13 protein-coding genes are annotated in these 20,903 nt (G+C 63.1%); 7 read left to right on the forward strand and 6 right to left on the reverse strand.

All coding sequences use genetic code 11. The features are described 5' to 3' along the window. Positions 1 to 540: 540 nt before the first annotated feature. Positions 541 to 1,494 carry a hypothetical protein gene (locus OZY47_RS03440; RefSeq protein ID WP_277178769.1) on the reverse strand — a complete coding sequence of 318 codons (954 nt, stop codon included), beginning with the start codon at positions 1,492 to 1,494 and terminating at the stop codon, positions 541 to 543. A 1,426-nt stretch (positions 1,495 to 2,920) separates the two neighbouring features. Between OZY47_RS03440 and OZY47_RS03445 the strand changes: the two genes are divergently transcribed. The 4 genes from OZY47_RS03445 to greA all read left to right on the forward strand — a co-directional run bounded on the left by OZY47_RS03445 (position 2,921) and on the right by greA (position 7,065). After that, a complete protein-coding gene (locus tag OZY47_RS03445; RefSeq protein ID WP_277178771.1) occupies positions 2,921 to 4,186 on the forward strand; it encodes an MFS transporter in 1,266 nt (421 codons plus the stop codon). 288 nt (positions 4,187 to 4,474) lie between these two features. After that, positions 4,475 to 5,935, forward strand: coding sequence for an L-serine ammonia-lyase (locus OZY47_RS03450; RefSeq protein ID WP_277178773.1), 1,461 nt, complete (start codon positions 4,475 to 4,477; stop codon positions 5,933 to 5,935). Positions 5,936 to 6,098: 163 nt separating this feature from the next. Then, complete coding sequence (locus OZY47_RS03455; protein WP_277178775.1) at positions 6,099 to 6,506, forward strand: FKBP-type peptidyl-prolyl cis-trans isomerase; 408 nt, start codon at positions 6,099 to 6,101, stop codon at positions 6,504 to 6,506. 76 nt (positions 6,507 to 6,582) lie between these two features. Next, positions 6,583 to 7,065, forward strand: coding sequence for a transcription elongation factor GreA (gene greA / locus OZY47_RS03460; RefSeq protein ID WP_277178777.1), 483 nt, complete (start codon positions 6,583 to 6,585; stop codon positions 7,063 to 7,065). Positions 7,066 to 7,177: 112 nt separating this feature from the next. Here the strand turns inward: greA and OZY47_RS03465 are convergent, their stop codons facing one another. Next, positions 7,178 to 8,056, reverse strand: coding sequence for a hemolysin III family protein (locus OZY47_RS03465; RefSeq protein ID WP_277178779.1), 879 nt, complete (start codon positions 8,054 to 8,056; stop codon positions 7,178 to 7,180). 155 nt (positions 8,057 to 8,211) lie between these two features. Between OZY47_RS03465 and OZY47_RS03470 the strand changes: the two genes are divergently transcribed. Further along, complete coding sequence (locus OZY47_RS03470) at positions 8,212 to 9,711, forward strand: PAS domain-containing sensor histidine kinase (protein ID WP_277178781.1); 1,500 nt, start codon at positions 8,212 to 8,214, stop codon at positions 9,709 to 9,711. A 358-nt stretch (positions 9,712 to 10,069) separates the two neighbouring features. On the opposite strand, the gene OZY47_RS03475 is transcribed toward OZY47_RS03470, so the two are convergent. From OZY47_RS03475 to OZY47_RS03490, 4 genes are all read right to left on the reverse strand, one after another. Continuing rightward, on the reverse strand, positions 10,070 to 10,348 hold the full coding sequence (locus OZY47_RS03475) for a WhiB family transcriptional regulator (protein ID WP_277144447.1): 279 nt from the start codon (positions 10,346 to 10,348) through the stop codon (positions 10,070 to 10,072). A 223-nt stretch (positions 10,349 to 10,571) separates the two neighbouring features. Beyond that, positions 10,572 to 12,695 (reverse strand): FtsK/SpoIIIE domain-containing protein, encoded by a 2,124-nt coding sequence (locus OZY47_RS03480; protein WP_277178783.1) that lies wholly within the window; start codon positions 12,693 to 12,695, stop codon positions 10,572 to 10,574. Between the two features lie 278 nt (positions 12,696 to 12,973). Then, entirely contained in the window at positions 12,974 to 14,347 is a 1,374-nt protein-coding gene (locus OZY47_RS03485; protein WP_277178785.1) for an LCP family protein, read from the reverse strand. Between the two features lie 68 nt (positions 14,348 to 14,415). Further along, the gene (locus OZY47_RS03490; protein WP_277178787.1) at positions 14,416 to 15,840 is read right to left on the reverse strand and encodes an LCP family protein; all 1,425 of its coding nucleotides are present in this window, start codon (positions 15,838 to 15,840) and stop codon (positions 14,416 to 14,418) included. A gap of 242 nt (positions 15,841 to 16,082) precedes the next feature. Here OZY47_RS03490 and OZY47_RS03495 point away from each other — a divergent pair, with 242 nt between their 5' ends. Next, positions 16,083 to 19,217: a glycosyltransferase family 2 protein gene (locus tag OZY47_RS03495; protein WP_277178789.1), complete on the forward strand. Its 3,135-nt coding sequence runs from the start codon at positions 16,083 to 16,085 to the stop codon at positions 19,215 to 19,217. After that, on the forward strand, positions 19,214 to 20,785 hold the full coding sequence (locus tag OZY47_RS03500; protein WP_277178791.1) for a DUF5719 family protein: 1,572 nt from the start codon (positions 19,214 to 19,216) through the stop codon (positions 20,783 to 20,785). The genes OZY47_RS03495 and OZY47_RS03500 overlap by 4 nt, the downstream gene beginning before the upstream one ends. Positions 20,786 to 20,903: the final 118 nt, after the last annotated feature.

Genomic DNA, 20,903 nt, shown 5'->3' on the forward strand with positions numbered 1-20,903 from the left:
GGGCCGTGAGAAGCGAGCTTGCCAGAAGGGTCGCCGTTGCCGCGGCGAGCCTGTTACGTGCCTTCATGACAGCGTTTCCTTCCTTGTGGAGCCCCTCTGCATGGGCCGCCACAGCAAAATCAATACAAAACAATATTATATGACTTTTGACGACATTAAACGTCAAAACGTATGTTTTTCTCTCCAAAATCGTGCGAAACATCGGATTTAAGCCAATCCACGGTATCTAAACACATCAAATCAAAACCGTATTACGGCGTGTTGCAGGCATCCCAAACCTTTCGATCCCAGATAAAGTAGATTCAAGAAATTAAAAAGGCCGGCTTTAATGGCCAGGAAATTTTCAATTAGCTGCATGTCGCGCTAAGGCTTTCGCCCGTCCGATGGCGCGGTGTTGGATGGGGGCTTCATGTTCGCATCGTCGGTCGTCTGGGGTGTGGGAGTCGGACGGGGTGGTGTGGCGTTTGCTGTGGTGGTGGGGTTGGCCGCCCAAGGTGTGGGAGGCGGCCGGTGGTGGTGTGGCTTGTGGAGGTGGCGGGGTTAGTTGATGTGGACGCCGACCAGGTGGCGGCGGGCGGTGGCGGTGATGAGGGCGGCACCTGCGGCGAGGAGCAGGAGGGCGAGCTTCCTGGGTGTGCCGCCGGTGAGGGGGAGTGCGGTGACTGGGGGCGTGAGGCGGACTTCGTAGGTGGTGGACTCGTTGTTGTGGCCGTCGTAGCCGTGGGCGCCGGCCGTGTCGGCGACCTTGAGGTGGACGGTGGAGCTGAGGCTGACGCTGGAGGGGATGGCGATGGTGAATTTGCCGTCGGCGTCGCTGGTGGCTGTGGTGGTGGAATTGTCGGGCCAGGTGACGGTGATGGTGTCGCCCTGCTCGGTGGTGCGGTTCGGTTGGGTGGTCTCATTGCCGCTGGTGTAGGCGATGCCGTGAATGGTGCGTCCGCTGGGGATGATGTGTTCGAGTCCGGGTGCGACGACGTCGATGCCGACGGGACCGTATGGGTCGGAGTCCTCGGAGGTGATGCCGTCGGCCTGTTTCAAGGTTCCCGTGTAGCTGTTGGCGCCGCCGTTGCCAACGAGGTCGGTAGGCGTGGGAAGTATGACCTCCCAACTACCGGTGGCGTCGACTGTTGGTGTGGCGGTGGCGGTGTTGGTCCCGTCGGTGATGGTGACCAGGTCTCCGGCCATGCCGCCGCCGAGTATGGTTCCCTTGATGTGCGTGCCGTCGGACTTGGGCGTGGCCGCGGTAAAAGTGGGTGGAGGAACCGCACCCCATACGGCGTAGAGCTTGGCCTGCGCTACGCCGTCTAACGGGAGGCTAACGGTATCGCCCGCAGAATAGTCGGGTGTGGTGGCGTTGCTGGTTTTGGCCCAGCCGAGCAGACGGTAATGATTGCGCTTGAGATTCGGAGTGCTGGGAATCGTGCGGTTGTATGGTGCCGGCTCCTGATACCCGTCCGGCCAAAGACCGATGTGAACACCCAACGAGTCGGGCAAATCACCTGATCCACCATTGCTGTCAAAAGCTATAGAAGCATCTGCCTTCGCATACCACATCGGAACTGTGGTATGTCCTGAACCCAGACCTTGTGAATTTGGGTTACCGGCCCAATTGCCGTCTTCAGAAGTCCAAGACGCATTGCTGTTCCATGGGGCATTCGTAAACGCGCCTCCCGGAATGTGCTCTCCGTCTGCTAAACGAATGAACTGCAATTGACTAGTGCCATAGAACATGTCGCTATATTCGTTCGATGCCGGTAAATGCCATCCTGAGAGGTCTATGGAGGTTAGTGCTGTTCCCCAAAACATTGCGCCAGTATCCAAAAAATTAGAAACGTTCCATTGTGAAATATCTCCGACATCGGTCAAGGAACTATCCTGGCAGAAAAAGTCAGACGCCGTAGTGACATGGGAGACATCCCAACTATCCAAACCCGTTATTGATTCCAATGCAGAATCGCCATAGAACATGTCCCTAATATTGGTCGCGTTAGACATCTTTATATTATCTACATCCGCTGTTTTTAGATTATTCAACTGTTCAAATGCGTGCTTGAGTAATGATGAAGTGGAGACCAACCCACTAACGACGATTTTAGTCACACTGGAATCCCTGTACCATGGCATTGTGTAGCCAGTAATATTGGGTATCGTCCCGTTTTCGAGTTCGAGGACGCAGTCGTCACCGTCGACGTGCTCGTTCCAGTTCAGAGATCCCCATGTGTGTTCACCCGGATTGTTGCAGGATGCGGATTGTGGGCCCACTTGGGGTTGCGATGTGCGGCTTTTTCGTGAGGTTGCCTGTGAAGTGGAGGTCGAGGAATGTGGTTCGGATTTGCTGGATGTTGCGCTGGAACTGGATGAGAGCGGGGATTTACCTGTTGTGCTGGAAGTTATCTGTTTTTGCGGGGGGGGGTGATTTTCGATGCCTCTGACGTCACAGGGAGGGCCACGAGAAGGGAGCTTGCCAGGAGGGTCGCCACAGTTGCGGCGAGCCTGTTCCGTGCCTTCATGACCTGTTTTTCCTTCCCGTGGGGCCGTTTGAATGGGCCGCCACCGCAAAATCAGTACAAAACAATATTATATGACTTTTGACGACATAAGGCGTCAAATCGTATGTTTTTTTACTGCGAAATCCTGAGAAACATCGGATTTAAGGGGATTGCGTCTGTCTAAATACCATCGTGACAGAAATGCATTACGGCGTGTCGATGGTCATCAAGCCTTTGAAAGTCGACGTCAATCGTTGACGTACGCAACGATACATGATGATAACAAGGCAACAAAAAGCAATGACAAGGCGGTAATAAGTCTCACTTTCGATTCGCTTGATATCTCACTAACTGGTCAGTCTGTGACCCCGGTAACATTTGCCGCCGTATACTTTGCCCAACCTATCAATTCCCAGCAAAGGTGGACAGATATGGCCGAGGCAACAACGGCAACCACAGGCGGCAAAACGGCCAAACAAGGCGGCGTGATGCTCATCGTCGCGCTCATGGCCGGCTATTCGGTGGTCTACATGGACAAGAGCATGATCTCGACGGCCATCATCCCCATCTCGCAGCATTTCCACCTTGACTCGGGGCAGACGGGCCTGATCATGTCGGCCTTCTTCCTCGGCTACTCGCTTATGCAGATTCCCGGCGGCTGGCTGGCCGACAAGTTCGGGGCCAAGCGGGTGCTCATGGTCTCCGTGCTCGTCATCGCGGCCTTCGCCTTCCTCTTCGGGGCGATGAGTGGGCTCATCCTCTTCATGGTGATGCGCTTCTTCGCGGGCATGGGCCATGGCGGCTACCCCCCGAGCTGCACCAAGTCCGTGGCCGAGAACTTCCCGCAGAAGCGGCGCACCTTCGTGCAGTCGCTCATCCTCTCGACCTCCGGCATCGGCGGCATCCTAGCCTACACGCTCGGCGCGCACATGGTCACCGCCAACTGGAGGATGGCCTACGACGTGCTCGGTGTCTTCTACCTGATCGCCTTCGTGTTGATCGCCATCTTCGTGCCCTCCCACAAGGGCGAGGCCGCGCGTGCCGCCAAGGCCAAGGCTGAGGCAAAAGCTGGCAACACGACGGCCGCCGAGGCCGACGCGCCCAAGGTCGGCTTCAAGGACGTCATCACCAACCCCAACGTGCTCGTGCTCTTCGTGGCCATGCTGCTCCTGAACCTGGTGCTCTACGGCAACATGTCGTGGCTGCCCTCCTACATCACCAAGACCTTCGGGCTGACCATCAACCAGGCCAGCTGGCTGCTCGCGCTCAACTCCGTGTTCGGCACCGTGGCCACCATTTTCGCGGGCTCCCTGCTCTCCAAGCTCTTCCTGGGGCGTGAGAAGCTGGCCGTCGGCGGCTCCTGCGTCGTGGTGGCCGTGCTGATCGTCGCGTTCGTGATGTCGCACAACCTCGTGCTTTCCCTGATCCTGCTCATCCTCATCAGCATGGTCTCCACGCTGGCGTTCACGGGCATCTTCACCTGGCCGCATAAGATCATGAGGGCCGAGATCATCGGCTCGTCCATCGGCGTGATCAACACCGGCGGCACCCTCGGCGGCTTCCTCTCGCCGATGATCATCGGCCAGCTCATCAAGGCCTCCGGTGGCTCCTTCACCACCGCGTTCCTCTTCCTCGCGGCGGCGGGCGTGGCCTGCGCGCTGGTGGTGCTGCTGGTCAAGGTGCCCAAGAAGGCGTGAGGTTTGGCGGTTAGGCCAGATCACAGGTAATGAGATTCGCGTTTTGGTAGCAGCGGATTGATACTTGATAAACCTAACCGCTGAATGAATGTGTGCATACCAAATTCAAAGGCGCGGTTTCGTTGGTATTCCAGCGGGGCCGTGCCTTTTGCGTGCTTGTGATAATGCCGTTTGAATAGCCTTCGATAATCGTTACTGAACCATCGTCTTGCCGCGCGTCGCCAGGCTTCCTGCGACACGTTGGGCTGTGGGCGCACGGTGGGGTGAGGACTGACTAGAATAGGCAGGATGTTCAGTATTCTCGATATGTTCAAGATCGGCGTGGGGCCGAGTTCCTCGCACACCGTCGGGCCCATGATCGCGGCCTCGCATTTCGTCACGTCGCTGGAGCGGACGAAACTGCTCGAACAGGTCGCCCGCGTGCACGTCACCCTCTACGGATCGCTCTCGTTGACCGGCCTGGGGCACGGCACCGACCGCGCCGTGGTGGCCGGGCTCGAGGGCAGCCTGCCCGCCACCGTCGACACCGAGCACCTGCTCAACATCAAGAACGACTGCGACCAAGCCGGCACGCTGCTGCTCGCCGGCAAGCACGAGATCGCCTTCGACTACGACAGGGACGTCATCTTCGAGAAATGGGAGCGCCTGGCGCCCCACCCCAACGGCATGCGTTTCGAGGTCTTCGACGCCCAGGGCGGCAAGCTCGACGAACAGGTGTGGTATTCCATCGGCGGCGGGTTCGTGCGCCAGGGCCACCCCGACGACCTGCTCATCGGCATCCACGACACGCCTCCGGAAGGTTCCACCTTCTCCGACGAGGCCGCGGACTCCGACGATGACTTCGCGCCCGAGGCGCCCTACCACTTCCATTCCGGCGACGAGCTCGTGGCGCTGTGCGAGCGCGAGGGCAAAAGCGTCTCCGAGATCGTGTGGGCCAACGAGACGGCGGTGCGGCCGGCTGAGGACGTGCGCGCCGACCTGCTGCACGTCTGGCAGAGCATGAGCGACTGCGTCTACGCCGGGTGCACGAGCGCGCAGAAGACGCTGCCCGGCGGCCTCGACGTGCCCAGACGCGCCCCCAAGATATATCAGCGACTGGCGGGCAACGCCGACATCCTCAAGCGCGATGTGCGCAGGCCCGACGTGGCGATGGAATCCTCCGAATGCACGTGGGTCGACTTGTTCGCGATGGCCGTCAACGAGGAGAACGCCGGGGGAGGGCGCATCGTCACCGCCCCCACCAACGGCTCCGCGGGCATCATCCCCGCCGTGCTCGAGTATTACTGGCATTTCGCCGGCTCGGCCGACGAGGACGGCGTCATCCGTTTCCTGCTCGCCGCCGGCGCCGTGGGCTATCTCTTCAAGCGCAACGCCTCGATTTCCGGGGCCGAGGTGGGCTGCCAGGGCGAGGTCGGCTCGGCCTGCTCCATGGCCGCCGCGGGGCTGTGCGAGGTGATGGGCGGCACGCCGGCGCAGGTGGAGAACGCCGCCGAGATCGGCATCGAGCACCATCTGGGCCTCACTTGCGACCCGGTGGGCGGGCTGGTGCAGATCCCCTGCATCGAGCGCAACGCGATGGCCGCCAACACCGCCGTCAACGCCGTGCGTGTCTCGCTTCTGGGTGACGGCTCGCACATGGTCAGCCTCGACCAGGCCATCAAGACGATGAAGGACACTGGCGCCGACATGATGAGCGAATACAAGGAGACTTCCAAGGGCGGGCTCGCGGTCAACGTCGTGGAGTGCTGAGGCGGTTTTCGCCGCGTATGCGCGTGTGAGAGAATCGTGGTGTAATCGCAGTGAAACGCACGAAGTGGTGTCACGGTTGTGCGTACATTTTGGTTTCGGAACGCCGTCAAGTTGGTGGTGGTGCTAACCTGAATGTCATTGTAAACGTGAGAAGGAGGCCCAGATGGCTACCAACATGCCCGAAGTGAACGCCGAGTTCGGCGCCGCCCCGAAGATCGATTTCCCGGAGGGGCCGGCTCCAGCGGGGCTCAAGTCCGTCGAGCTCGTGGAGGGCGACGGCCCGATGGTGCGCGCCGGAGACACGGTGACCGTCAACTACCACGGCGTGGTGTGGGGCCAGAGCGATCCGTTCGACTCGAGCTTCGACCGCCACCAGCCGGCCAGCTTCGGCATCGGCGTGGGGCAGGTCATTCAGGGTTGGGACCGCACCGTGCCCGGCCACAACGTCGGCTCGCGCCTCATGGTCTCCATTCCGCCGGAATACGGTTATGGCCGTGCCGGCGTGCCGCAGGCGGGCATCGGTGGCGACGACACGCTCGTCTTCGTCATCGACATCATCTCGAAGCGCTGAATTTCGGCGTAATAAGCGTAATATTTCACGTAACATCGAGGCAAACCCATACATCAACGAAGGGTAAGGGGTATCCATGGCAGAGGAAGAAAAGACCGTATTGCTCACGCAGGAGGCCTTCGACAAGCTCCAGAAGGAGCTCGCGTGGCGCCAGGGCGACTATCGTGACGAGATCACGAAGCGCATCGCCACCGCGCGCGCCGAGGGCGACCTTTCCGAGAACGGCGGCTACCAGGCCGCGCGCGAGGAGCAGGGCAAGAACGAGGGGCGCATCAACGAGCTCATCGTCAAGCTGCGCAACACCAAGATCCTGAAGGCGCCGCCGGCCGGCACCGTGGGCAACGGCTCGCTGGTCACCGTCGAGCTGGCGGGGCGTGAGATGACCTATGTGCTCGGCTCGCGCGACATCGCCGTGGCCACCGACTACGACGTCATCAGCCCCGAATCGCCCATCGGCGCGGCCATCATGGGCGCCAAGACCGGCGACAAGGTGAGTTACAAGGCCCCCAACGGCCGCGACATCTCGGTGACCATCAAGGACTCCAAGCCGCTGAAGTGAGGCGTTGGCGCTGAGTTTTCATCGTTAAAGGTTCGGTTTCTAAAGGTTCGGTTTCGTCTGATGACGAGGCCGGACCTTTGTCGTATTTTCTCTGGTAATTGTCCAGGTTGACTCACCAGAGGTTGATGACGACCATGTAGATGGCGACCACGTGGCAGGCGTAGCCGGCGACGGTGCCCAGGTGGAAGATCTCGTGGAAGCCGAAGACGCGCGGCCACGGGTCGGGCTTGCGCAGCGCGTAGACGATCGCGCCGGCGATATAGCACGCGCCGCCTGCGATGAGCAGGGCCACCACCACGGGGCCGGCCACGGGGGAGACCCAGAAGAGGCCCATGTAGGCGATGCCGGAGACGCCGAAGATGATGTAGACCACCGTGTAGAGCCAGCGCGGGGCGTTGATCCAGATGACGTGGATGACCAGCGCCGCCAGGGTACACACCCACATGCTCGCGATGATGATGTCGCGCCAGCGCGGCTCGAGGGCGAACGAGACGGGGGTGTAGGTGCCCGCAATTAACAGGAAGATGTTCATGTGGTCGATGCGGCGCAGGATGTCGGTGACGCGCGGCGACCAGTCGCCCAGATGATAGCAGGCGGAATTGGTGAAGAGCACCAGCGAGCAGGTCATGAACACGGCGCAGGCCCATTTCAGCGCGGCGCCGTGGGCCAGACAGATGAGCACGATGCCTGCGGCCAGGGCGAGCGGGGCGGCCACGGCGTGGATCCAACCGCGCAGCAGCGGCTTGGGGCGGCCATGCACGTCGAGGCGGGTCTTGCGCTCGATCTCCGCCGGGACGATGCCCTCCACCTTGGCGGCGCGCACCTCACCCTTGGCGATGATCGACGAGGCCCTCCATTCGGCGCGGCGGCGGATGGCGTCGGCGCGATCGTGAGCGGTGGCGCGAATCTTGTCGGCCTTGGCGTCGAGCGCCTGCTTGCGGGCCTGGGTCATGGCCTCCCGCGTGCGACGGGCTTCGTCTTCGTCTGGCATCGAGCCTCCAAGCGGTGATGGGATTATCGGCAATATCGGTAATATCCGCATTATTGACTACGGGAACGTAACTTACGCTATCGTAACCTCTGTTTGTGACAAAAGCCATCATCCGTCCACAGCGTGATTCCCGAGCGCAAGCTAGAATGGAGGACATGGCAGATTTTGATGAGATACTCGAGACCCAATCCGATTTCGACGCGGGCGACCGCGAATGGCTCCACCTGCTCGTGGCCGACTGGCAGGTGGTGGCGGACCTGAGTTTCGCCGACCTGCTGCTGGTCATCCAGCGCGACGACGGCAAATACGTGATTGCCGAGCAGTGCAGGCCCTCCACGGTCATGACGCTGCGCAGCGACGACGCCGTGGGCAAGGAGGTGCCCGACGACGTGGTCTCCGAGATCAAGACCGCGATGGCCTCCAACAGCGTCTTCCACTCCACCACGCTGCGCAAGGTCGACAAGGCCACGGTGTGCAACGTCTACGCGCCCGTGCGCTGCGGCAACAAGGTGCTCGGCCTGGTGGTGCGCGAGACCAACATGTCGACGCGCGAATCCAACGGCCGCTACGAGTCCGAGAGCATCAACGCCGGCAAGCAGCTCTATTCGATGATTACGCAGGGCCAGTTCCCTTACCACGACGCGATGATGAGCCAGCGGCACAACGCCCGCGTCTCCGATGGCTTCATCGTCCTGAACGCCGACGGCATCGTGCGCTACGCGGCCCCCAACGCCATCAGCTGCTTCCGCCGCCTCGGCACGCTCGCCCAGATGGAAGGGCATTACTTGAGCGAGATCGGCACCCAGCTGCTGCACCCGAGCGACCCAGTGCCCGAAACCCTGCCGCTGGTTTTGAGCGGCAAGGCGGCCGTGGACTGCGAGCTGGCGGCCAACAACTCCATCGTCTCCATGCGCTCGCTGCCGCTTTACGACACCAACAAGCGCGTTGGCGCCATCGTGCTCTGCCGCGACGTCACCGAGCTGCGGCGTCGGGAGCAGGAGCTGCAGACCAAGGACGCCACGATCTCCGAGATCCACCACCGCGTGAAGAACAACCTGCAGACCGTCTCGGCCCTGCTCCGCCTCCAGGCGCGCAAGACCAAGAACGAGGAGGTCAAGCAGGAGCTCAAGGAGGCGCAGCGGCGCGTGCAGACCATCGCTACCGTGCACGAGGGCCTGAGCCAGACCGTCGACGAGATCGTGGACTACGACGCCGTGATCTCCAACCTCCTGAAGATGAGCGTGGACCTGGCGACCATGAAGGACCAGCACATCCACATCCGCTACGTCGGCAAGTTCGGCATGATGCCCGCGCAGGACGCCACGCCGCTCTCGCTGGTCCTGACCGAGCTCATCACCAACGCCGTCGAGCACGGCTTCGAGGGGCGCATGGAGGGCAACATCACCATCTCCGTGGGGCGCAGCGGCAACAACCTCAACGTGGTGGTGGAGGACGACGGCTCGGGGCTGGCCACCGAGGAGAACAACGGCATGGCGCGCTCGTCCGGCTCAGGGCTGGGCACGCAGATCATCAACACGTTCGTCACCAACGACTTCGGCGGCACCGTGCGCTGGGAGGACCGGCGTGGCGGCGGCACGCGCGTGGTGCTCGACATGAAGCTGCGCGCGGCACAGGACGATGACGACGAATACTGAGTCGGGCGTGCGGCATGCGGGCGGTTTGCTGATTTGTCGATCGTACTGATATGAAACGATGTCGCCGTCACCTTGACGTTTTCAACGGCTGGGGTGGCGGCGATGTTTTTATATGCGTGGATGCGTGTTTGGATGTGGGCGTACGTGTGGATTCGTTTGTAAATGCGTATATGGGGATGCGTATGTGTGCGTGTGCTTATGCGGACGTATACGGGTATGTGCGTATGCGAGCGTGTGTGAAAATACAAAAACGCCTCGCGACCTGATTGACAAGCAATCGGAATCGCAAGGTGTTTCCTATATAAGCGTTATATCGCGGTTGTCTTCCAACTATGTCGCGATGCTGGTGGGACTTGGCTCAGACCTGCATCTGCATGTTCTGCGAACGGCGGGCACGCATGGCTCGGCGCTTGAGGGCGCGGCGCTCGTCCTCGCTCAGGCCGCCCCAGACGCCGTAATCCTGGTTGGTGTCGAGCGCGCACTTGAGGCACGCGTCGATCACCTTGCAGGTGCGGCAGATGGCCTTGGCCTCCTCGATCTGCTGGTAGGCGGCGCCGGTGTTGCCCACCGGGAAGAAGAGCTCGGGATCCTTGTCGCGGCAGGCGGCCTTCGCACGCCAATCAAACGCATTGCTCATAGATCAAATACCTTCCTATACCTTTGCAGGTGAAGCGGCCCGGCCCAAGTGGCTTTCGCGGCGTTTCCGTTGGTGGTTTGCGCCGTGATCCGAGGATTTCGGTGTTGCCCACGATGCCGTCATCTGTATGTTCCTTTATTAGATAAGCACGAAACCATCCGATTTTCAAGGGTTTTCGTCGGAAAATATAAAGTAATTTATTTTTGCGACACAAGCTAATTCGTTAGTCCTGAAAACACTGGACGAGGCGGACCTTGGCGCCCTCGATGAGCACGGCCCTGCCCGGGGTGCTGAAATCATCGTGGTCGAGGGTGGATAGGAGCGCGGATGGCACACCGTCCATGAGGTCGGCCGAGCGCTCGCCGGTGGGGAAGACGAGACGCGTGACGCACTGCTCGGGCACGCGCACATGCCGCGAGGTCTCCACGGCGAAGACCACGACGCTGTTGGCGTCCGACAGGGCCTCACGAAACGCCTGCGCCTCGGCATCCATCGCCAGCGGGTCGATGAGCGCGTCGGCGTCGTCGACAAGCCACACCAGGCGCGGAAAGCGGGGAGGAGCGGCGTGACGGATGCGCGTTGGTGCGGTGTGGCTGGTTTCCGGAAGCGCTGGTTTCGAGGATTTGTGGCGTGGGCGATAGGCGCGCTCGAGCGGAGGTTTGTTCTCCTTGAGGTTTCGGTCGCCTGGCCCATGACGCGTGCGCGTGTGCGTGTGGATCGTGCGGGTCTTGAAGCCCGTGGCCTCTTTGTGGGTTCTCCGGAGCATGATGCCAGGGACGTGGCACAGACGCTTGGCGAGCAGGCTGAGCAGGGTGGTCTTGCCGTTGCCTGGGCCGCCGATGACGGCGATGTTGCCGTGATTGAGGGGCAGGAAGCCCGTGGAGAGCGTGAACCCGTCGTCGGCCAGACCGAACGGAATGGAATCGGGATCGAGGTTGGGATCATAATCCGGATGATGATTTGGATTTGAACCGGATGGTGATTCGGAATCGGACGTGGCGCTTTTACCCAAGGCCAGCTTAGGCAGGGGAGAGGTGAAGAGCGTGGCGGCGTCGGGCTCCTCCATGAACCTCGAGGCGAGGCGTATCTGCGCCACCAGCGCGTCGATGCCGGCGATCGGAGCGCAACGGAACGGCTCGACGCTCTCACCGTCGTTGCGGTAGGCGCAGCCGGGCGCCTTCGGGCTGATCCGCGAGGCCTGCGGGCCGCCCAGCAGCTCATGGGACTGCATGCTGTCGCGCACCCTCAGACAGATGTCGAGGCTCATGTTGGCCTTCATGCCGTCGGTGACCTGCCCCAGCGGGTTCTGCGTGCAGGCGACCAAGTGCATGCCGAGCGACCGGCCCAGCGAGGCGATGGACATAAGCCGGTCCATGTAGTCGGGCAGCTGGTCCTTCAAAGCGTGGAACTCGTCGATGACGATGACTAGCAGCGGGGGAGGCTCGGCCAAGCCCGCGATGTCGGCCGTGGAGGCGTCGGCGACCATCTGCTCGCGGCGTTTGAGCTCGGCCTCCAGCGCCAGCAGCGCCCGTACGGCATGCTTGAGGTTCAGATCACAGACGTTGCCGACGGTGTGGGGCAGGGCCTCGAGCCGGCTGAACGCCGAACCGCCCTTGAAGTCCATGAACACGAAATTGAGGCGGCTGGGCGGGTTGCTCAGCGCCATCGCCATGCACCAGCTTTGCAGGAACACGGATTTGCCCGAGCCGGTGGTGCCGGCCACGAGCGCGTGCGGCCCCTGGCGCTTGAGGTCGATGGTGAAGACGCCGTTTTTGCCCACGCCGATTCGTGATTTCAGCGTGGGTGGGCCGAGCCAGCGCCGGACGATATGGCGCCATGATAAGGGAGACGGTGTTGATGCGGTTGATACGCCGCGATCTGGTGATTGTGACGACGTTTCTGTGTCGTTCGGATGTTCATCTTGACCACTGTTTTTCAACATCTGCAACGCTTCGAAGGTCACGCAGGGCAACGCCTCGAAGTCATCCCGTCCTTCCTCGTCGCCGGTCGAATTCGACTCGGATCGCGTTGTCTGATCGTCATCGTCCTGAACTCCGGCGCTTTCGGTGGTGAAGAGCAGGAATGAGGCGAAGGTGGCCAGCAGGTTCGGCAGCAGGATCGCGACGAAGAGCCACTGGCGGCTGATGAGCATGACCGCGAGCATGACGGCCTGCGAGATGAACGGCGAGGCGTAGGCCATCGTCCGTATGCGCGTCATCGCCCTGGGTGTCAGGCGGCGACGCTTGCGTTTGCGCGCCTTGGCGGCTTTGCCTGACTTCTTGGCCCCGTTCGCCTTATCCGAACCATCCGCCTCTTCGGTGGTCGCGTCGCGTTTCCTTCTGCTCATACCTCCATTGTTCGCGGGCTCAGGTGGCGGTGGCAAGCCAAACGGACCACTGTGGTCGAACGGTTGGCCGATGTGGATAACCGTGTCGCAACAGCGTCAGAAGCCTTGTGCCGGTTGGGTTTCGAAGACTTTCGTATACAGCATAGTAATAATGAATTCCAATAAAAAAATGTCCAACGCAACTTACGAAGCTCGCAAGTCCCGCTGGACATGTCTTGAATATATTGCCGGCTCGCTACTGAACTTATTGCCGAACTTATTAACGGCTTGCTACCGCCTTACTGCGTCACGTCCTCGGCCGCCGTGCCGACCGTGCCGGGCTTGTGGGTGCCGTTGGCGAGGTCGTCGAACAGCGCCTGGTTGCGCGCGTCGTCAAGCAGCACGGTGGAGCCGACGCCGTCGACGTAGTATTCGGGGTCGGTCCAATAGACGGAGCCGGTGATGCCCTGCTTGCCTGTGGCCGACTTGAACGCCATGGCCATGCTGACGAGCGTGGCGGGGTTGGTCTTCTGGTCCACCTGCACCGCCGAGAGGGCGGCCTTCGCCAGGCCCTGCACCTTGCTTGGGCTGGTGAGTGTGGATGAGGCTAACGCCTTCGACATGATCGCGCTGATGACCTGGCGCTGACGTGTGGCGCGGCCGAAATCGCCCTGCGGGTCCGAATAGCGCATGCGGGAGAAGGCCAGCGCGGAGGGGCCGTCGACGGTGTGGCAGCCGGACTGCCATTTCATGCCGGAGTAGGGGTCGTCCACGTCCTCGTTGTAGCACAGGTTCACGCCGCCAAGCGCGTTGACCACGTTGGTGAGGCCCTCGAACTTGATCTGCGCGACATGGTCAATTTTCTGGCCGGTGATGTCCTCCACCTCGCCGACCATGGCCTGCTTGCTGTAGAGCTCGGAGACCGCGTTGATCTTCATGTAGTCGCCGTCGCGCTTGACCAGCGAATCCCTCGGGATGGAGACGAGCGAGGAGTTGCCGTGGGCGGGTTTGGTGAGCACGAGGATGGTGTCGGTGCGGAAGCCGGGGGCGTCGCTCTCGCTGCCGCCGATGCCCGAGGCGTCGCGCTCGTCGGAGCCCAGGATGAGCCATGAGGTGCCGGCGGTGTCGCCTTTGTCAGTGAGCCAGTTGGACTTGTCGAGCTGGCCGTTGACCCAGTTCCAGCAGCCGAAGATGGTCAGCGCGATGGCGAGGATGAGGATGATGAAGGTGATGAGGATGCGGTGATGGTGCTTGCGCGGCGGCTTGACGGCAGCGGCGATGGGGCTGCCAGGGCCGCCGGGGATGTTGCCGGAGCCGAACCCACCGGAGGAGGCGGGAGGCATGGCCGCGGGCATGGCCTGGCGGGCCGAGGCGCGCCTGACGGTCGCGTTGCGCGAGGAACCGGCGGAACGGCGGCGCTGGCCGGCCGGCGCGATGGAGGCCGGCTGCGCTCCCGCCGATTGCCGTGCCGATGATCTTGCGGGGCTCGGGGAAGCGGGGGCCGCGGAGGACCTTCCATTGCCGCGCCTGCGTGCCGAAGGCGGCGAGAACGTGGGCGGAACCGGGCTCTGTGCGGCCGGGTTCTTAGGCGTGGGGGTGTGCTTGCGGCTGCCGGTCGGTATGAAACTCGGTGGATTCCCCGCTGCTCCAGATCCGCCTGTTTCTCTGACCATGGTCCCTCCCCGAAAATACAACTGTTCTACTATTACTCGTCATACCTTCGTTTGGGGTGCTTCACCGCTCACTTCTGCGCAGGAACCGCACATACTGTCACGTTCAGATACTGGTAGGCGATGCCGATGTACTGGTTGGTCTGCGGGTCGCGGATCGAGCCGTCGTCCGGGTCGACGATGCCGCCGGTGGCCGGGTCGACGAGCGTGCCGTCGGGCCTGGTGATCAGACCGGTCTTGGGGTCGAGCGTGCCCTGGCTGGTGGTGGAGGGCTGGCCCTGGGCGCTCTGGTCGGTGCCCTGCTGGGCCGCGCCGCTCTGGTCGGAGCCGGATTGCGACTGCTGCTGCGAGGCGTCGCTGGAGGTGTCGCCGGCCTCGGTGAGCGGCTGGTTGTCGCGCAGCTTCTGCCAGATGGAGTCGGCGTTGTCGCTCCACACCACGCGGTTCGAGTCGTTGGGCGCGGGCACCACCGAGATGGTCTGCGAATAGAGGTGGTCGACCTTGAAGTTCCTCAGGCTGTATGCCAGGCCCGCCAGGATGGTGGGTTTGTCGAGTCCGGAGGAGACGCTCAGTGACTGCAACGCCGCCTGGGAGAGCTTGTAGAGCTCGTTGCTGTGGGTCATGAAGTTCTTCGATAGGGCCTGGTTCACCAGCTCCTTGATGAGGTATTGCTGGCGCGTGGTGCGCATGATGTCGGAGCCGTCGGTGCCCGTGCCGTGGCGCATGCGGGCGTATTGCGTGGCCTGGGTGCCGTCGAGGTGCTGCAGGCCACGCTTGACATCGAGGTCGGTGTAGTCGTCGCGCATGTCGGTGGGGATGCAGATGTTGACCCCGCCGATCGCGTCGATCATGTTCTTGAGACCCTGGAAGTCGACGACGATGAAGTTCTGGATGTTGAGGCCGGTCAGCGAGTTGACGGCGTTGACCGTGCAGCTCGCGGCGCTGGCCAGGTCGCCGCCGGTCTGGTAGGCGTTGGCGAATATGGAATTGAACATCACGCCGTATTGGGCGGGCATGGTGCCCCGCGAGGTGTTGCAGCTGGGCACGTCGACCAGCGAGTCGCGCGGAATCGAGACCATGTTGATGTAGGAGCGGTCGGCGCTGATTTGCATGACCATCGCGGTGTCGGCGTTGTGCTCGTCGGCGTCATCGTCGTAGGCGGAATCGGAGCCGCCGAGCGCGGAGTTGTCGCCGCCGTCCCTCGTGTCTTGCCCGAGCAGGAGCAGGTCGATGGGCTTGTGCGCGTTGGGGTCGATCGGCCCCTCGTCGCGCACCTTCTTCTGGGCGATGAACTTGACGTCGTTCGGGGCGAGCAGCAGGTTCACGGCCATGGCGCCGGCGGCGCTGCCCACGAAACCAAGGGCGGCGACGACCACCATGGCGATGGCGCGGCGAAGGCGATGGCGGACCATATACATGGTGCCATGGCGTGGTTTGACCTGGTGCCAGCCATTGATGTTGGGAACGCTCTTCTCGTCCAAACGGTGGGATGCCACGTTTCCGCCTTCTTTCTCGCCGCACGGCATGCCGTGGGCTGATTGAGGAGTCTTTGGTGCAGTCTGCCGACAATTGTAAGCCGAACGGTAGGATTTTCGTCTTGATGACGACCATCATGCCCTACGGAAACCGACGCATGGCGCGTGCTCGCCCGGCGATACACCATCAATACAGCACCAACCACAAAGATTCCTGAAAACGCAACGGCCCCAAGAGAGACCCTCGCGTACACTGGGGAGTCATGAGTTCCAACGCGAGTGTCGATGTCCAACGGATTGTTGCGGAGGCAATGGGGCAACGCTCCCCGGTGGCCGGCCAAAGTGTCGACCGGAGCGTGGCGGCGGTGATCACCGTTGAGCATGACGCCCGCTTTTTCCCCACGACGTTGAGGGCCGTTTTGGCGCAGCGCGTATTGCCTGGCGTGATCGTGGTCGCCGACTGCACCGGGGCCACCACCCAGCCGATGAAAACCGGCTTCTCCATCGATTCCGGCAAAACCTCGAGTCGCTTGGCCGAGGTCGCGGTGCCCGAGCCGCCGCAGCATGTGGAGGTGCGGCTGGCGCGCGCCACCGGGGCCAGGTCGTTCTACGGGGCGGTGCGCGAGGCCATGCGCTACGCCAAGCTGCCCGGCACGGTCAAGGCGCTGTGGCTGTTGCACGACGACTCGCGCCCGGCCGACGACAAGTGCCTCGAACGGCTCGTCGAAGCATGGCACAACACTCCCACCGTCTCGCTTCTGGGTGCCAAGCAGCTCGACTGGAGCGGTAAGAACCTGCATGACGTGGGCAGCTACGCCGGCCGTCACCGCCTGGAAAGCCTCGTCGTGGAGGGCGAGCCGGACCAGGAGCAATACGACGCCAGAAATGATGTCTTCGCCGTCTCGCTGGCTGGGGCGCTGTTGCCGTTGCAGACGTTGCACGACATCGGCGAGCCCGACCCGTGGTTCACCTCTTATATGGAGTCGGCCGACTTCTGCCGTCGCATCTGCCTGCAGGGCGGACGTGTGATTGTCGTGCCGCAGGCCCGCATGGCCCATCGCAAGGCCAGGATGGAGGGTGTGCGCACCAGGGGCGGGGAGCCCGTCGACGACGAGCAGCCGCCCATCGACACCACCATGGCCAGGCTCGACGCCGGGCAACGTTACTACTGGACCGACGTGCGGCCCCTGCTCTGGCCGGTGCTGTGGATCCTCGGACTGTTCCGCGCGCTCGGGCTGGCCTGCCGTCAGCTTCTGGCCAAACAGCCGTACCACGCGTGGTGCGAGCTGTGCATGCCGTGGAAAGCTTTGGGCGCGCTGCCCTCGATGATTGGCGCACGCCACCGGGCCGCCCGGCATCGCCGTATCAGCGCCGCCCAGCTCTCCCTGCTTTCGGCCGACCGCGGGCAGGTGCGGCTCTGGAGACGTCGCAGCGAGGCGTTCGCCAACCAGCGTGGCACCGTGCTGCTGAGCCCCCTGGCCCAGGCCCATCTGCGCCGACGTCGCATTCGTCGCTGGAGTGGAGCCGTCCTGATGGCCCTGCTCGCCTTCGCCGTCGTGGTGTGGATGGACTGGAGCGTCTTCCGCGCCATGTTCTCCGGGGCGAGCCCCTACTCCTCCGCGCTGTTGCCGAGCGGCGCCAGCTTTGGTCAGCTCTTTTCGGCCGCTACCTCCTCGTGGGCCTTCGGTGTGGGCGTTGGCGTGGCCGCCCCGCCCGCGCCGTGGCTCCTGGTGTGGCTGCTCGCCTCGGTGGTCACGTTGGGCCATCCGGCCGTGGCGCTGTCGCTCATCTTCTTCCTCGCCGCGCCTCTGGCCGCCCTCTCGTTCTGGGCCCTGGCCGGCATCTTCACCCGCTCCGACTCCGTGCGCGTGGTCTCCGGGTTGCTCTGGGTCGCGCTCGGCCTGGCGTTCGGGCTTTTCGGCTCGGCCAACCTGCCGATGCTCACCGTGATGGTCTTCCTGCCCGCCGCGTTCGCGTTCGTCTTCCGGGCCGTGGGCATGTACCACACCGAGGAGCCGGTCAGGCCGCATTCCTCCGTGCAGGCGGCGGCGTGCGCGTCCCTGTGCTTCATCGCCGTGGTCTGCGCCGAACCGCAGCTGATCCTGCCGCTGGTGCTGGTCTTCATCTTTTTCTTCGCCACCGTGCGCTCGCACCGCACCATGCTGCTGCTCATCCCCATACCCTCGCTGTTCGCGCTCGCGCCGACGCTGGTCAACGTGGTGCGGCATCTGATGGATGGTGCGTGGCGGCAGATATTCGCCGACGTCTCGGTGCCCGTCGATGGCGGTGCGGCCCCGTCCTCCGCCAATCTGGTGCAGATACTGGCCGACGCCTTCGGCCTGCGGCTCAACGCGGGCCTGCTCGATCGCGCCACCTACACACCCGAGTTCATCGGTGTGGCCGCGGTGCTCGTGGTCGTGCTCGTCTTGGCCGTGGCAGCCTTGTTCATTCCGTTCATCTTGCGCGCCTCCAGGATGATGTGGGGCGTGGCCATCGCGGGCCTGGCGCTTTCGATGGTCGCCGTACGCATCGCCGTCGCCCCGGGCCTGGAGCACGCGGTCGGCGCATCGGTGTTGCCGGGCGTCGTGCTGGCGATGCTCGCCTTCCTCTCGTGCGTGTGCATGGTGGCGGGCAACGCCGTCAAACACTATGAGCCTCTGCGCACCTCCGCCAGCGCCGCGGAACAGGCCGACGACTCCCAGCGTGGGGAGAAGGCCAAACGCGTCGCCAGCCGCACCGGCCGCGTAATCCTGGTCATCGTCCTGGTGGCCGTCACCTGCCTGTGGTCGGCCTTCGGGACCCTGCGCCGCGCCAACACCGTTGAATCGTCCGACGCCGGGCTGCCGATGGTGGCCGTCGATTACCTCGCACGTGACCCGAGCCATCGTGTGCTCGCGTTGAAGGCGGAAAGCGAGAACGTGATCGACTTCACCGTCATGCGCTCCAGAAGGGGCGACCTGATGGATGCCTCGCCCTCGTGGCGGGCCCAGGAGGTCTCCGGCAGCGTGGACTCGGCCCAGGACGTGCTCGCCAACTCGAGCGCGAGCCTGATCGCCAACGAGGACACCCACGCCATCGAGCAGATCACCAAGCTCGGCTTCGGCGGCATCTACGTGGTCGACGACAACAAATCCACGGCCAAGGCCGCCTCGCACCGGCTCATCGGCAACATCAACGCCAGCGACGGCGCGCAATCATTGGTCAGCGGGCAGAACGGCACGTATTATCGGCTCACCGGGGCCGAGCAGGCCGGCCATGGCATTTCGCTGGACCGGCAGCGTGGCGTCACCTCGAGCGCGTGGCGGTATGTGTGGATGATCGCCTCCGCGTTGGTGCTGGTCATCTACGTGTTGGTGGCCTTGCCCAAGGGCCGCAGGTATGGTAAGGAGCAGGCATGAGCGACAATGTGAGCGACAACGGCAACCAGGGGAGCGGTGCCTCGCGGCCGAAATCCGGAAACCGTGTCTATCGCGCCCTGCTGGCCGTGCTGACGTTCGTGGTGCTGGCCCTGGTGGTCGTCGCCCTGCTCTTCGCCCCATGGCCCGGCTGGCTCGTCGACCAGCCCGGCGGCAACGGCTCCGGCGGCTCCCGCCAGGTCCACCAGACCCAGCTGACCTATTATTGCCCCTCGAAGATGGCGCTTTCCGACACCGGCAAATACGGTGACAGCCAATTCCAGGCCAATGACGGCGACATGGCCTCATCGGCCCGCTACGGCGCCTTCGGATCGGTCTACCGCGCCACCGTGGGGCCGCTGACCAACGGCAGCGAGGCCAGCGACGAGATCCTGAAGGGGCCGAACAGCATCGACGGCGCGTCCGTCAAGACGCTGGGCGGCTCGCTCGACCAGGGCTCGCGCGCCTTCGACACGCATCTTCTGGCCGCGAAATCTGGCACGGGGGCCACCGCCTCCATCGCCTCGTGGGCCACCACGGGAGACCTGCAGGGTGTGGCCGCCACTGCCTGCCAGGTGCCCGCGCTGCGTCAGGACTTCCTGCTCACCGGCACCAAGACGGGCTCCACCCAGCAGCTCGTCGTCGCCAACCCCTCGTCCAAGGCCACCTCGCTGCAGGTGAAGGTCTGGGACACCAAGCACAACCAGCAGCTCCAGCTCTCCACGGGCAGCACGCTCAATGTGGGGGCCAACGGCGAGTCCACCATGGAGCTTTCCTCCGCCGTGCCGGGCGCCGACGGGTTGTTCGTGTCGATCGACAGCGGCGAGACGCCCGTCTCGGCCGTGGTGCGCAGCGTGAGCATGGACGGCCTGGACGCCAAGGGCTCCGATTTTGTCACACCGGTGGGCGAGCCGTCCAATGACGTCTATCTGCCGGGCATCAACGAGGGTGACCAGGTCAGGCTGCTGCTGCACGCCGAGACGGCCAGCGACGCCACCATCTCGTGGGTCAATTCCAAGGGCTCGGCCGACCAGGCCAAGCAGCAGCACGTCGAGGCCGGCAAGGTGGCGGTGGTCGACCTGGGCGCCGCCCCGCAGGACATCGCGGGAATACGCGTGTCAGGCAGCGCGAAGCTCAACGCCGAGGCCAACGTGACCCAGTCCAGCGACGGCGGCCACGTCGATTTCGCCTTCGTCTCGCCGGTGAAGCCCGCCGCGCATTCGGCCATCGCCCTGCCCGACAAGACCAGTGGTGAGCTGACATTGCTCAACGATTCCGACGAGGCGGCCACCACCACCATTCGCGCCTACGATGGCGAGGGCAGTGAGGCCGGCAGCAAGCAGATCAGCGTGCCGGCGCGTGGCGGCATCCGTGTGGCGGTCGGCGACGTGAGCGACAAGGCCGCGCTGATCACCCTCGACCATGCCCAGCACATCGCCTGGGGCATGCGTGTGACCCAATCTGACGTTTCGGGTGCCGGGCTGGCGGGCGTGGCCTACATCTCGCCGTCGTCGCTCGAGCCGCAGAGCGCGCAGGTGTGGGCGAAGGCCGACAGGTCGATCGTGCGCTGATTGAATGCGAATCCCCGTGATTTCGCCTTTTTGTGGAGTTACGGGGATTCGGATATTTAAGTATTCGAAAGTTTGGTTTCAGGCTTTTAAAACTTTGAGATTCTGGGTTTTCGAGATT

It is taken from the genome of Bifidobacterium sp. ESL0790, from assembly GCF_029395435.1.
In the GTDB taxonomy this organism is placed as follows: domain Bacteria; phylum Actinomycetota; class Actinomycetes; order Actinomycetales; family Bifidobacteriaceae; genus Bifidobacterium.